The following is a 12,598-nucleotide window of genomic DNA, read 5'->3' as shown; positions in this document are numbered from 1 at the left end:
ATGCGTGCAGGCGCCGCACCGTCCCCGGTCGTCGTCGAGCATCCGGGCCGGAAGCGGCAGCCCATCTGTCCGAACTGACCCTGTCTCATGGCTGATGATCCGCATGGGCGACTCCGCCCCCGGTGCACCGGATGCCGGATGCCGATGTGACGGATCGGCAGGGGTGCGGAGGAAGCCTTCGCGGCAGTCCTCGTGGAAGCTCATGGAATGTTCTTGGCATGGACACTTCCGGAATTGCCTTCTGGGCTGCTACCACGGAGTAGGCAGAGATCCTGCCCAAGGAGGTTCCATGAAAATGTCCAGACTCGTGGCGTTCTCGTCCTCTCTCCTGCTCGGCACCGTTCTCGCCCTGACGGGCGCGGGGGTCGCCAACGCCGAGGAATCCGTACAGGCGGTCGACTACGTGGCGCTCGGCGACTCGTACTCCTCCGGTGTCGGAGCCGGTAGTTACGACAGCGCGAGCGGCGACTGCAAGCGCAGCACCCGGGCCTACCCCCGCCTCTGGGCCGCGGCCAACGCGCCCGCCTCGTTCGCCTTCACCGCATGCTCGGGAGCCAGGACCGGTGATGTCACGGCCGGTCAGCTCGGCCCGCTCAACTCCTCGACCGACCTCGTCTCGATCTCCATCGGCGGCAACGACGCGGGCTTCGCCGATGTCATGACCACGTGTGTCCTGCAGTCCGAGGCCACCTGCCTGAGCCGGATCGCCACCGCCCGCGGCTACGTCGACTCGACCCTGCCGGGCAAGCTGGACTCGGTGTATTCGGCGATCAGCGCCAAGGCGCCCGCCGCCCGCGTCGTCGTCCTCGGATACCCCCGCTTCTACGAGCTCGGCGGCAGCTGCCTCGCCGGGCTGAGCGAGAAGGAACGCTCCGCCATCAACGGCGCGGCCGACTACCTCAACGCGGCCACCGCCAAGCGGGCCGCCGACCACGGCTTCACCTTCGGTGACGTCACCTCGACCTTCACCGGGCACGAGATCTGCTCGGGCAGCGCCTGGCTGCACAGCGTGAACTGGCTCAACATCGGCGAGTCCTACCACCCCACCGCCGCCGGACAGTCGGGCGGCTACCTGCCCGTCCTCAACGCGAAGGCCTGATTCCCCGACGCGAACCGCACGGCCGCACGTACCCGCTCCACAGCGCGTCCGTACCGCACGGCCCGGCGGATCAGGTGTCCGTGGGGGAGGAGGTCCCGTCCGCCGGGGTCTCCTCCCCGTGCGTTCCGGGGCGGCTCACGCCGTGCGGGGCCCCCGTGCTCCCGACGGTGGTGTCGCGGGGCGCGCCGGACGCGTCACCCGACAGTGCCCACACGACGGCTCCGACGGCGAGCAGCACCACCGCCACGACGGCCGCGACGAGCAACAGGGCCGCCCGCCCCGGTCGTTCCGGTGCTCCCGCGGGCCCGTCCGGTGCCCCCGCCGGTCCGCCGGGGAGGCCGGAGCCTTCCGGGCCGCCGGAGTCACCGGGGCCGGGATCGGGGGCGGGCGGAGGCGGCGGGCCCGCGGTCCCGCCACCGGCCGGGCCCGTCCCGCCCGCGGCCAGGATCCGCAGCCGGTGCTCGGCCTCCCCGGCGGTGAGCCGTCCGTCCGGGTCCTTGCGCAGCAGCCCCTCGATGACGAGGGCGAGCGCACCGGCCCGCCCGGCCACCGGCGTTTCCTCCTTGATCACCGCCCGGAGCGTGTCCGCCGGCGTGTCCCGGACGAACGGCGTACGTCCCTCGGTCGCGGCGAACAGAAGCACTCCGAGCGACCACAGATCGGATTCGGGCACCGGCGCGCGCCCCAGCGCGCGTTCGGGTGCGAGGAATTCGGGCGAGTCGACCGGTTCACCCGTCCCGGTGAGCGAGGACGGTTCCTCGGCGGCGGCGATCCCGAAGTCCGTCAGCATCACCCGCCCGTCGTTGGCCAGCAGCACGTTGCCCGGCCTCACGTCGCGGTGCAGCACCCCCGCCTCATGACCGGCCCGCAGCGCCGCGATGACCTCCGCGCCGATCCGGGCCGCACGCCGCGAGGGCAGTGGTCCGTCGGCGTCCAGCACGTCGGACAGGGCGAGTCCGCGGATCAGCTCCATCACGATCCAGGGCCGGGAATCGTGGAGGGCCACGTCGTGGACGGCGACGGCGTTGCGGTGCGAGACGCGGGCCGCCGCCCGTGCCTCCCGTTCCAGCCGGGTGTGGAGCCGCCGGACGTCGCCGGCCGGCATCCCGGCCGGCGCCCTGACCTCCCGTACGGCGACCTCGCGCCCCAGCACCTCGTCGCGGGCGCGCCACACGATGCCCGTACCGCCCTCCCCCAGCGGCCCGAGAAGGCGGTAGCGGTCCGCGACCACGCGGTCGTTGCCCGACACATCGCTCACGGTGATCCTCCATCAGCAGCGGGGTGCGGTACGGACGAATCCGCTCCAAGTCAGCTCAACCCGGCCCGGAATCGGTCGTGTTCGGTAACGGCCCGTCAACCTCCGTATACGTGTGGGCAATCCTGTGGGCGGGATACACGGGTGTCGTCGCGGGACGATAGGGTTAACCTGCCCGGGCCGGGTGCCCTCGTACGGGTGGGGAGTGACATGGAACAGATAACGGTGCGCAGCAGGCCGCGTGTGCCTGCCATCACGTGTGGGAGCAGTGCGACCAGTTCGCGCCTCGACCGCCATCTCGCGGTGCTGGGCGGTCCTGCCGTTCCGCAGCGTGAGTCCGCGGAAGCGACGCTGCTGATGCTTGAGCTGACCTCGCGCGACGTCGCGCACACCGGCAGGAGCAGGAGCGCGCGTGTCTCGCTCTTCGCGCCGCTGCGGCGACTGCGACGCTCGCTCTTCGGCAGCCGCCGCTGATCCCACGGCCCGTCACGACCGATCCGGCCCACCGCTCAGGGCCGTATCAGAGATCACTCCGTCCCGGCGCAGTGCTGCTGTTTCTCGTCCGTCATCCCCAGGGCCCGCAGTGTTGCGCCGGTGTGTTCACCCCGCGCCGGTACGGCACCCATCGGCGTCCCCGCCCCGCCCGGCAGCATGATCGGGGGCAGCGGCGCCCGCGGCGGGCCCACCGATGAGTCACCTCAGTCGTACCCCGCCGTCATGCCGGCCGTACGGCGCCCCGCCGTCACCGCCTGCCGTCGTGGGCGTACCGCCGCACCGTCAGCGGGACGAACACCGTGAGCAGAACCGCCGCCCACGCCAGCGTCCCGGCCACCGGGTGCGCGGACGGCCAGGCCGCGTCAGCCGTCGGCGCTGCGTTGCCGAAGAGGTCGCGGGTGGCCGCGGCCAGGGCGCTGATCGGATTCCACTCGGCCACCGTCCGCAGCCAGCCCGGCATGCCGGCCGTCGGGATGTACGCGCTGGACAGCAGCGGAAGGATGAACGTCGCGCTGCCGAGCTGGCCCGCAGCCTCCTCGTCGCGGATCAGCAGACCGAGCCAGTAGCCCGCCCAGGACGTGGCGAACCGGAAGAGCAGCAGCAGTCCGAACGCCCCCAGGGCATCGGCCACGCCGCCCTCGATCCGCCAGCCCACCGCGAGTCCGACGAGCATCAGGGGCACCAGGCCGACCGCGGTGGTCAGTACCTCGGCGGCGGTGGAGCCGAGCGGCACGGCGGCCCGGCTCATCGGCAGCGTACGGAAGCGGTCCATCACCCCGCGGTCGCAGTCCTGCGCCGCCTGGAACATGCCGGTCATCAGGCCGTTGGCGGCCGTCGCGGCGAGGAGTCCGGGCACCAGGAAGGCGCGGTACTCCTGCCCCGGCACCGCCAGCGCGCTGCCGAAGACGTAGCCGAAGAACAGCAGCATGGTGATCGGCATGGTCTGGGTCAGGATCAGGACCCCGGGCGCGGCCCTCAGCTTCTGCAGATGGCGGACGGTCATCGCCAGGCCGTCGGCGATCAGCGTGCCGCCCGTGGCGGGCGCCGGGTTCCGCTCGTGGACCAGGATCGTGGTGGTCATGCCGCGGGCTCCTTCACCGTGCTGATGTCTCCCCGGTCCGTCAGCCGGAGGAAGGCCTCGTCGAGGGTGGGCCGACGCAGGCTCGCGTCGATCAGGGGGACGCCCGCCGCGTCCAGTTCGCGGACGATGCGCGGCAGGGTCAGGGTGGGGTCGGCGACGACGACGCCGACGGTGCGGTGCTCGTGGTCGAGCACCGGCTCGGCCCCGGTCAGCTGGTCGAGCACCGCGGCCGCCGGCCCGAGCGCCGACGCGTCGGCGACGACGACCTCCGCGTGACTGCCGATGAGCGCCTTCAGTCCGGCCGGGGTGCCGCGGTGTGCGGCGCGGCCCCGGTCGATGAGCACGATGTCGTCGGCCAGCTGGTCGGCCTCCTCCAGGTACTGCGTGGTGAGCAGGACCGTGGTGCCCCGCCCCGCGAGTTCGCGCACGGCGGCCCAGATCTGGTTGCGGCTGTGCGGGTCGAGTCCGGTCGTCGGCTCGTCGAGGAAGAGCACCGACGGACGGGTGAGCAGGCCCGCGGCGAGGTCCAGGCGGCGGCGCATGCCGCCGGAGAAGGTGCGGGCGGGGCGGTCGGCGGCCTCGGTCAGCCCGAAGCGTTCCAGGAGTTCGTCGGCCCGTGCGTGGCCCGCCGCGCCCCGGAAGCGCAGCAGTCGCGCGAAGAGCCGCAGGTTCTGCCGTCCGGAGAGCTCCCCGTCGATCGAGGTGCTCTGCCCGGTGACACCGATCGCCGCGCGCACCGCCGCCGCCTCCCGCACCACGTCGTGTCCGGCGACCCGGGCGCTCCCGCCGTCGGGGGCCGTCAACGTGGTGAGCACCCGGACGGCGGTGCTCTTGCCCGCGCCGTTGGGCCCCAGCACTCCGCAGACGGTGCCCTCGGCGACGGCGAGATCGAGTCCGCGCAGGGCGTGGACGTCTCCGTACCGCTTCTCCAGGCCTTCACTAAGTACGGCGTACGTAGTTGTCATGGGTGCACCGTACCGCACTACGTACAGCGTACGTAACTACGATGGTGGGTGAGGTGATGACCGATGGTGGGGCGACCCGCTGTACCCGAAGTGATCTGGGCACGTCCCGAGCGTGCGGGGCGTGGGCCGAAGCCCGCGTTCAGCCGTGCCGACATCGCGGCGGCAGCCGTGCGCATCGCCGACGAGGAGGGCCTCGACGCGGTGTCGATGCGCAAGGTGGCCGCCGAACTGGGCTGCGGCACGATGTCGCTGTACAACTACGTTCCGCGCAAGGAGGATCTGTACGAGCTGATGTTCGACGCGGTCAGTGCCGGGTACGACCTGCCGGAGAAGCCCTCCGGGGACTGGCGGGCCGACATCCTGGCCCTCGCCCACCAGGCGCGCGCGATGATGCACCGCCACACCTGGGTGCCCCGGCTGATGTCACCGGTCTACGGATTCAGCCCGAACTCACTGGCCTACATCGAGTACGCGCTCAGCTGCCTCGACGGGTTCGACGCCCCGTTCGGCGAGAAGATGGAACTCGTCGCCATGGTCAACGGCGTGATCACCACCTATGTCTCCAACGAGATCGCCACGGCCGAACGCAGCCGCTCGCTCCCCTGGTCCGAGGAGCAGGAACAGCAGATCCGCACCCGCTATCTGATCAGCCAGATCGCGACCGGCAGGTATCCGCGCATGGCGGCCGGATTCGCCGAGGACCCCGGGCCGATCGACCTGGAAGGGGTCTTCGACCGGGCCCTGGGCAGGGTGCTGGACTCGTTCGACAGATAGCCGCACGACGGCCCCTGCCCAGGACGGCCCCTGTCCACGACGGCCCCTGCCCCGGACGGCCCCTGCCCCGGACGGACCCCCGCCCCGGACGGACCCTGGCCCCGAACGGCCCTCGCCCCCGGACGGACCCTCGCCCTCGGACGGTCACAGCAGGGCGAACTGCCCCTCGGGGCCCTCCTCGTGGTGATCCAGCACCGAGGCGGGCCGCCGCGCCGACGCGGGGACGGGCAGCACGCCGGCCCCGCGCAGCCCGTCCCGGGTCAGCCCCGGATCCTCGTCGAGCCGCTCCAGCAACGCCGCCTGCCGGGGCCCCAGTTCGTCGAGCAGGGCCAGGACCGTGATCAGTTCGAGCAGCTCCGAGGTCCACTCCTGCGGCCAGCCGCGCGGACGCAGCGCCGCCAGGCCCTCCGCCCCGGCCGGCGCGGTGCGGCGCTCGAACCACAGCTCCAGCATCCGTGCCCCGTTCACCCGGAACTCCCAGGCCCCGGCGGGAACGGGGGAGACGCGGCCGGTGCCGAGGGCCAGCGTCCCGGACGCCGGGTCGTAGTCCAGCCCCTCGGGCCGCGGAGGGATCGCCGCCCGCACATACGGGCGACGGCCGCCCGGCAGCCGGGGGCGCTCCCCGCCGTGTGCCCCGCGCAACTGCACCCGCAGCACCTCCCGGCCCAGCGCCACCCCCTCCGCCCACAGGGCACCGTCCGGAGGCAGCGGCACGACAGGCCCGGACGGGGAGGGACGGGCGGCGGCGAGGACCCAGGCCAGCACGGACTCCGCGCCGCCGGAATCCCCGTACCGGGAGCGCAGCAGCCCGAGCAGGCCCGGCGCGAGATTGGGTTCCCGCGCGCCAGGCCGCCGGTAGAGCGGCCGTATCCGGCCGGGGCGGCCCGCGGGTGAGTGCCCGTCGGGCAGCAGCGCCGTCACGGACAGGGCAGGCCCTGCGCCCTGCGGCGCGTACCCGTGCTCGACGGCGAACAGCTGGTGCGCGTCGGCGACCCGCCACAGCTCGGGGCGTGCCGCGTCGAGCAGCCGGTGGTCCGGGATCAGCCAGTGCTCGTCGAAGGGGCCGTGCAGGATCCGCACCGGATCCGGATACGGCCCGGGGTCCCGGGCGAAACCCCCCGTATTGGTGAACCGGCCCGGAAGCGCGGCGGCCGGGGTCAGCGGCGTACGGGCGCGGCTCGACCGGAACAGGCGCTCCTGCTCGGCCCCCTCCGCCCCCACCAGCATGTCCCAACGGGCCCGCAGGGAGGCCGTGTCCGGGGCGGTCACCCAGGTGCGGCCCGTTCTCAGCGGCCGTACCGACCACGGCATGAGGTCGTCCAGCAGCGGAGGCACCGCGCCCCCGCCGGCCCCGGCCGCCACCCGTGCTGCCACCGTGTCGTCCTCCCCGTCGCCACGTCCGCCCGCCCCCGGCATCGTAACGGCGGGCGGGCCGTCGTGGCGGGGGCGGTCAGTGCGCGTCCACCGTCACGGAGAAGGAGAAGCGGTCCCCGCGGTACCGGATCCGTGCCACGTCCACCACCCGGCCGTCCTCGTCGTACGCCACGCCCGTGCAGTACAGGATCGGGCTCAGCAGCGGGACCCGCAGCAGCTCGGCCGTGGCCGGGTCGGCGAGGCGGGCCTCGACGGTGTCCGTGATCCGGGAGATCCGTACGCCGACGGTGTCACGCAGTACCTTCGTCATCGGCCACCGCTCCAGATCGGCCACGTCGAGCCGGGCCGCGATCTCGGGATGCACCGCGTTCTCCGCCCAGTTGGTGGGCTCCCCGGTGTCGTCGTCGCGGCGCAGCCGCCGATAGCTGACCACCTCGGAACAGTCCGGGAAGTACTCGGCGAGGTCTCCGGGGACGGGTCCCGGACCGTGTCCGAGCAGAGTCGTCCGCTCGCCCGACTGCTGGGCCACGATCGCGTCGATCGACCCCAGCAGCCGGACCGGCGACACCCGCCGGGCGCGCGGCTCGATGAACGTGCCGCGCCGCCGGTGCCTGCTGATCAGGCCCTCCGTCTCCAGTTCCTTGAGGGCCTGGCGCATGGTGAGGACACTGACGCCGTAGTGCACGGCGAGCTGCTCCTCGGTCGGCAGCCGGGGCGAGGCGTCCTGGGGGCGGCCCAGTATGGACGCCCGCAGCGACTGCGAGACCTGGTACCACAGGGGCAGCTTCCGGTTCAGCACCAGGGAGTCCGGGGCGAAGGCGGGCGTGTGACGGACCTCGTTCACCTGATCCATCCGGTTCACCTGGACTTCCTCCGACGGCCGGCCGAGGGTCTCACGGCCGGAAGTTGCGGCTCAGACCCTGCCATACGTCGTCGTATCCACGCTGCAGATGGCCCGCACCCGCCGCCTGGGCGGTCGCCGTGACCGGCCAGCGGGTCTCGAACATGAATGCGAGTCCTTCGTCGATCTTCTGCGGCTTCAGCTCCGCCGCGCTCGCCCGGTCGAAGGTCTCACGGTCCGGGCCGTGCGCCGACATCATGTTGTGCAGCGAACCGCCGCCCGGGACGAACCCGCCCGCCTTGGCGTCGTACGCCCCCTCGATCAGGCCCATGTACTCGCTCATCACGTTGCGGTGGAAGTACGGCGGGCGGAAGGTGTCCTCACCGACCAGCCAGCGGGGGGCGAAGACGACGAAGTCGACGCCGGCCAGGCCCGGGGTGTCGGACGGCGAGGTCAGGACCGTGAAGATCGACGGGTCGGGATGGTCGTAGCTGATGCTGCCGAGGACGTTGAACCTGCGCAGGTCGTAGACGTACGGCGTGTGGTTCCCGTGCCAGGCGACGACGTCGAGCGGCGAGTGGTCGTACGTCGCCGACCAGAGGTTCCCGCAGAACTTGTCGACCACCTCGACGGGGCCCTCACGGTCCTCGAACGCCGCCACGGGCGCCAGGAAGTCCCGCGCGTTGGCCAGGCCGTTGGCGCCGATCGGACCCAGGTCGGGGAGGACGAACGGCTGCCCGTAGTTCTCGCAGACGTAGCCGCGGGCGGTGGTGTCCAGGAGCTCGACACGGAAGCGGACACCGCGCGGGATCAGCGCCACCTGGCCCGGTTCGGCGCGCAGCAGGCCCAGCTCGGTGCGGAGCAGGAGCCCTCCGTGCTCGGGGACGATCAGGAGTTCGCCGTCGGAGTCGCCGAACACCCGGTCCGTCATGGAGGAGTTCGCGCTGTAGAGGTGCACCGCCATGCCGGTGCGCTGCGTGGCGTCGCCGTTGCCGCCCAGCGTCCACAGGCCGGCCAGGAAGTCCGTGCCGGGTGCGGCATCGGGGAGCGGGTCCCAGCGCAGCCGGTTGGGGTCGGGGACCGTCTCGGTGAACGGGGCGGTGCGCAGCGTGCCGTTGTCGACGCGGACGAGGGCGGGGTGGGCCGCGGACGGGCGGATCCGGTAGAGCCAGGACCTGCGGTTGCCGGCCCTGGGTTCGGTGAAGGCCGAGCCGCTGAGCTGTTCCGCGTACAGCCCGAGGGGGGCGCGCTGCGGCGAGTTGCGGCCGTGCGGGAGGGCGCCGGGGACGGCCTCCGAGCTGTGCTCGTTGCCGAAACCGGCCCCGTAGCCGAGCCCTTCCGCGGTCTTCCTCGCCTGCTCGATGCCGCTCATCATGCGCTCCCGGTGAGAAAAGGAATCCTGTGGATCCCCTGACGAAGAATCCTATGGACAACCGTAGGAATCGAAACGCGGCCCGTCAACGGCATACATGGGGCACTCGGGTGTCATGGCCGGGTGCCGTGCGGGTGCGGCGGGGCTCCTGGGATTACGGAGGGTGCGGCAGAGGCTCCTGGCGGGAGTGCGCGAGGTGAACGGCCCATGGAGCATCGGACCCTTGTCGGAGCTCACGGCATCATGGTGCACGTGTCCCCTGTGAATGCGAACCTCCGGCGCGTCCCTGTACAGCAGCGAAGCGCCGACCGGCTGGCCCGGATCCTCGACGCCGGTGCCGATCTGCTCGACGAGACCGGCTACGAACTTCTCTCCACCCGGGCGGTGGCCGACCGCGCCGGGGTGCCCATCGGCTCCGTCTACCGCTTCTTCCCCAACAAACGGGCGCTGGTCGACGCCCTGGCCGAGCGGAATCTCGACCTCTACGCCGAGCGGATCGTCGGCCGTCTCGCGGCCGTCCCCGCGCAGGAGTGGAGCGCGGCCATCGACGCCGTACTCGACGAGTACCTGGCGATGAAACGCTCCGTCCCCGGCTTCGCCCTCGTCGACTTCGGCCCGCCCGCCCCGGTGGCCGATCCGCTCGGCGACGCGAACCAGCGGGTCGCGGACCGGCTGACCGCCCTGCTCTCCGGCCACCTCGGCCACCGGTCCGGCAGTGAGGAGGATCTGCTCCGGACCGTCCTGGTCTGTGTGGAGGCCGCCGACGCGCTGCTCCAGCTGGCCTTCCGGGCGGACCCCGCCGGCGACCCGGCGCTGATAGCCGAGACCCGGCTCCTGCTCCAGTCCTATCTGGCCAGGGTCCTGGGCTGAGCCGGGCCGACCTGGGCCGATCCCGCCCGGGGCGACCGCGCGGGGACGTGAGGCGTCCACGCGGGTGCGTCCACGCCCTCGCCAGCATCCGTACCGGTCGGTATGCTCGGTCACGCCGGGAGCCGAGCCCGCCGTGCGGGCCGCATCGGTCACCGCCGCACGCCCGCGCGCCACCGCTGTCGCCGCCCCGGGGAGGGCCCATGTCCCACGATTCCCGCACCGCTCTGCGTGTCTGCCCGCTCTGCGAGGCCACCTGCGGACTCACCCTCACCATCGAGGGGACCACGGTCACGGGAGCCCGGGGTGACCGCGACGACGTGTTCAGCCGGGGCTTCATCTGCCCCAAGGGCGCGTCCTTCGGCGGACTCGACGCCGACCCCGACCGGCTGCGCACCCCGCTCGTGCGCCAGGACGGTGTCCTGCGCGAAGCGACCTGGGACGAGGCCTTCGACGTGATCGCCGCGAAGATCCCGGCACTGGCCGAGGAGTACGGCAAGCAGTCGGTCGGCGTCTACCTGGGCAACCCCAACGTGCACACGATGGCCGGCGCCCTCTACCCGCCCCTGCTGCTCTCCGCGCTCGGCACCCGCAACGTCTTCAGCGCCGGCACCCTGGACCAGATGCCCAAGCACGTCTCCAGCGGACTGCTCTTCGGCGACGCCCACGCCATCCCCGTACCCGACCTGGACCGCACCGCCCACCTGCTGCTGATCGGTGCCAACCCGCTCGAGTCCAACGGAAGCCTCTGCACCGCCCCCGACTTCCCGGGCAAGCTCAAGTCGCTGCGCAGGCGCGGAGGCACCCTCACCGTCATCGACCCCCGCCGCACCCGCACCGCGCGCCTCGCCGACCGGCACGTCGCCATCCGGCCCGGCGCCGACGCCCTCCTGCTCGCCGCCCTCGCCCAGGTGCTCATCGACGAGAAGCTCGCCGACCCCGGCGCGCTCACCGACCACCTCGACGGCTACGACGAACTGGCCGACGCGATGGCCGACTTCACCCCCGAAGCCGTGGCCGCCGCCTGCGACATCGACGCCGACACCATCCGCGCGATCGCCCGCGAGCTCGCCGCCGCCCCCGCCGCGGCCGTGTACGGGCGCATCGGCAGCTGCACCGTCGAACACGGCACCCTCGCCAGCTGGCTCGTCGACGTACTCAACATCCTCACCGGCAACCTCGACCGCCCCGGCGGCGCCCTCTTCCCGCTCTCCGCCACCGCCCGCGCCCCCCGCGCCGCGGCCCCCGGCAAGGGCTTCGCCCTCGGCCGCTGGCGGAGCCGGGTCTCCGGCCACCCCGAGGCCAAGGGCGAACTGCCCACCGCCGCGCTCGCCGAGGAGATCGAGACCCCGGGGGAGGGGCGGATCCGCGCCCTGATCGTCGTCGCGGGCAACCCGGTGCTCTCGTCCCCCGACGGGGACCGCCTCGACCGGGCACTCGACGGCCTCGACTTCATGGTCAGCGTCGACCCGTACCTCAACGAGACCGCACGCCACGCGGACGTGGTGCTGCCCCCGCCGCCGCCCTCGCAGAGCGCCCACTTCGACTTCGCGTTCAACTCCTTCGCCGTCCACAACCAGGTCCGCTACAGCCGGCCCGCCGTGCCCCTGGAGGACGGCCGGATGGACGAGAGCGAGATACTCGCCCGCCTCGTCCTCGCCGTCGGCGGTACGCACGGCGCGCCGCCCGGGTCCGTCGACGACCTGGTCATCGCCGCCACGCTGGACAGGGCAGGGGCCCCCGGGACGCTCGCCGGCGAGCTGACCGGCCGCACCGGGGCCGAACGGCGCCTCGACCTGATGCTGCGCCTGGGCCCGTACGACCTCACCCTGGAGCGGCTCCTCGCCCATCCCCACGGGATCGACCTCGGCCCGCTGAAACCCCGGATCCCGCAGGTGCTCAAGACCCGCAGCGGCCGCATCGAGCTGTTCCCGGCCCCGATCGCCGCCGACCTGCCCCGGCTGCGGGCGGCGCTCGACGCGGAGCCCGCGGGGCTCGTCCTCGTCGGCCGCCGCCATCTGCGGTCCAACAACAGCTGGATGCACAACGTCGCCTCGCTCCGCGGCGGCTCGAACGTCTGCACGCTACAGATCCACCCCGACGACGCGGCCCGCCTCGGACTCGCCGACGGCGACATCGCCCGCATCACCGCGGCGGGCGGTCAGGTCGAGGCGCCGGCCGAGATCACCGACGCCGTCCGGGCCGGGGTCGTGAGTCTTCCGCACGGCTGGGGGCACAGCCGTCCCGGCACCCGTATGTCCGTCGCGGAGGCGGAGCCGGGAGTCAACGTGAACCAGCTGCTCGACGGCACCCTCATGGACCCGCTGTCCGGCACCTCGGTGCTCAACGCCGTGCCGGTCTCCGTAGCACCAGCTCGCTGACCTGGTGTTTTGCTCGTATTGCTCACGCGTCAACATCTTGTGAACGTTGCGAGGGGGCCCCTAACGTCATCCGAACCGCCGGCCTCGGTGCGAG

11 protein-coding genes and 1 pseudogene are annotated in these 12,598 nt (G+C 72.7%); 5 read left to right on the top strand and 7 right to left on the bottom strand.

What is annotated here, in order from left to right:
- The first annotated feature begins 289 nt into the window (after positions 1-289).
- Positions 290-1,099 (top strand): SGNH/GDSL hydrolase family protein, encoded by an 810-nt coding sequence (locus tag OG524_RS07560; protein WP_405391713.1) that lies wholly within the window; start codon positions 290-292, stop codon positions 1,097-1,099.
- 70 nt (positions 1,100-1,169) lie between these two features.
- Here OG524_RS07560 and OG524_RS07555 read toward each other — a convergent pair whose 3' ends face one another.
- A complete protein-coding gene (locus OG524_RS07555; protein WP_405391714.1) occupies positions 1,170-2,357 on the bottom strand; it encodes a serine/threonine-protein kinase in 1,188 nt (395 codons plus the stop codon).
- A 207-nt stretch (positions 2,358-2,564) separates the two neighbouring features.
- On the opposite strand from OG524_RS07555, the gene OG524_RS07550 reads away from it, so the two are divergent.
- Positions 2,565-2,828 carry a hypothetical protein gene (locus OG524_RS07550; protein WP_405391715.1) on the top strand — a complete coding sequence of 88 codons (264 nt, stop codon included), beginning with the start codon at positions 2,565-2,567 and terminating at the stop codon, positions 2,826-2,828.
- A 12-nt stretch (positions 2,829-2,840) separates the two neighbouring features.
- Here the strand turns inward: OG524_RS07550 and OG524_RS07545 are convergent.
- The 3 genes and pseudogenes from OG524_RS07545 to OG524_RS07535 all read right to left on the bottom strand — a co-directional run.
- Positions 2,841-3,046, bottom strand: a pseudogene (locus OG524_RS07545) (hypothetical protein); the annotation flags it as partial.
- 50 nt (positions 3,047-3,096) lie between these two features.
- Entirely contained in the window at positions 3,097-3,930 is an 834-nt protein-coding gene (locus OG524_RS07540) for an ABC transporter permease (protein ID WP_405809561.1), read from the bottom strand.
- The gene (locus OG524_RS07535; RefSeq protein WP_405391717.1) at positions 3,927-4,895 is read right to left on the bottom strand and encodes an ATP-binding cassette domain-containing protein; all 969 of its coding nucleotides are present in this window, start codon (positions 4,893-4,895) and stop codon (positions 3,927-3,929) included. The genes OG524_RS07540 and OG524_RS07535 overlap by 4 nt, the downstream gene beginning before the upstream one ends.
- Positions 4,896-4,958: 63 nt before the next feature.
- Here OG524_RS07535 and OG524_RS07530 point away from each other — a divergent pair, with 63 nt between their 5' ends.
- Positions 4,959-5,669: a TetR/AcrR family transcriptional regulator gene (locus OG524_RS07530; RefSeq protein WP_405391718.1), complete on the top strand. Its 711-nt coding sequence runs from the start codon at positions 4,959-4,961 to the stop codon at positions 5,667-5,669.
- Between the two features lie 144 nt (positions 5,670-5,813).
- Here the strand turns inward: OG524_RS07530 and OG524_RS07525 are convergent, their stop codons facing one another.
- The 3 genes from OG524_RS07525 to hmgA form a co-directional block, all read right to left on the bottom strand.
- A complete protein-coding gene (locus tag OG524_RS07525; protein ID WP_405391719.1) occupies positions 5,814-7,043 on the bottom strand; it encodes a type ISP restriction/modification enzyme in 1,230 nt (409 codons plus the stop codon).
- A 76-nt stretch (positions 7,044-7,119) separates the two neighbouring features.
- Positions 7,120-7,896, bottom strand: coding sequence for a GntR family transcriptional regulator (locus tag OG524_RS07520; protein ID WP_405809559.1), 777 nt, complete (start codon positions 7,894-7,896; stop codon positions 7,120-7,122).
- A gap of 40 nt (positions 7,897-7,936) precedes the next feature.
- Positions 7,937-9,256 carry a homogentisate 1,2-dioxygenase gene (gene hmgA, locus OG524_RS07515; protein WP_405391721.1) on the bottom strand — a complete coding sequence of 440 codons (1,320 nt, stop codon included), beginning with the start codon at positions 9,254-9,256 and terminating at the stop codon, positions 7,937-7,939.
- Positions 9,257-9,499: 243 nt separating this feature from the next.
- Here hmgA and OG524_RS07510 point away from each other — a divergent pair, with 243 nt between their 5' ends.
- Both OG524_RS07510 and OG524_RS07505 read left to right on the top strand, forming a co-directional pair.
- Entirely contained in the window at positions 9,500-10,126 is a 627-nt protein-coding gene (locus tag OG524_RS07510; RefSeq protein ID WP_405393285.1) for a TetR/AcrR family transcriptional regulator, read from the top strand.
- A 200-nt stretch (positions 10,127-10,326) separates the two neighbouring features.
- On the top strand, positions 10,327-12,504 hold the full coding sequence (locus tag OG524_RS07505; protein WP_405391723.1) for a molybdopterin oxidoreductase family protein: 2,178 nt from the start codon (positions 10,327-10,329) through the stop codon (positions 12,502-12,504).
- Positions 12,505-12,598 lie beyond the last annotated feature (94 nt).

It is taken from the genome of Streptomyces sp. NBC_01520 (assembly GCF_045040375.1).
In the GTDB taxonomy this organism is placed as follows: Bacteria; Actinomycetota; Actinomycetes; order Streptomycetales; family Streptomycetaceae; genus Streptomyces.
The sequence above is the reverse complement of the archived record's forward strand: the minus strand, read 5'-3'. Positions and strand labels throughout refer to the sequence as shown.

What these genes read in the sequence shown, in the direction of transcription:
- OG524_RS07560 (WP_405391713.1), top strand. Translation starts at nt 290, where the DNA reads ATGAAAATGTCCAGACTCGTGGCGTTCTCGTCCTCTCTCCTGCTCGGC.
- hmgA (WP_405391721.1), bottom strand. Translation starts at nt 9,256, where the DNA reads ATGAGCGGCATCGAGCAGGCGAGGAAGACCGCGGAAGGGCTCGGCTAC.
- OG524_RS07520 (WP_405809559.1), bottom strand. Translation starts at nt 7,896, where the DNA reads ATGGATCAGGTGAACGAGGTCCGTCACACGCCCGCCTTCGCCCCGGAC.
- OG524_RS07530 (WP_405391718.1), top strand. Translation starts at nt 4,959, where the DNA reads ATGGTGGGGCGACCCGCTGTACCCGAAGTGATCTGGGCACGTCCCGAG.
- OG524_RS07550 (WP_405391715.1), top strand. Translation starts at nt 2,565, where the DNA reads ATGGAACAGATAACGGTGCGCAGCAGGCCGCGTGTGCCTGCCATCACG.
- OG524_RS07535 (WP_405391717.1), bottom strand. Translation starts at nt 4,895, where the DNA reads ATGACAACTACGTACGCCGTACTTAGTGAAGGCCTGGAGAAGCGGTAC.
- OG524_RS07510 (WP_405393285.1), top strand. Translation starts at nt 9,500, where the DNA reads ATGGTGCACGTGTCCCCTGTGAATGCGAACCTCCGGCGCGTCCCTGTA.
- OG524_RS07540 (WP_405809561.1), bottom strand. Translation starts at nt 3,930, where the DNA reads ATGACCACCACGATCCTGGTCCACGAGCGGAACCCGGCGCCCGCCACG.
- OG524_RS07505 (WP_405391723.1), top strand. Translation starts at nt 10,327, where the DNA reads ATGTCCCACGATTCCCGCACCGCTCTGCGTGTCTGCCCGCTCTGCGAG.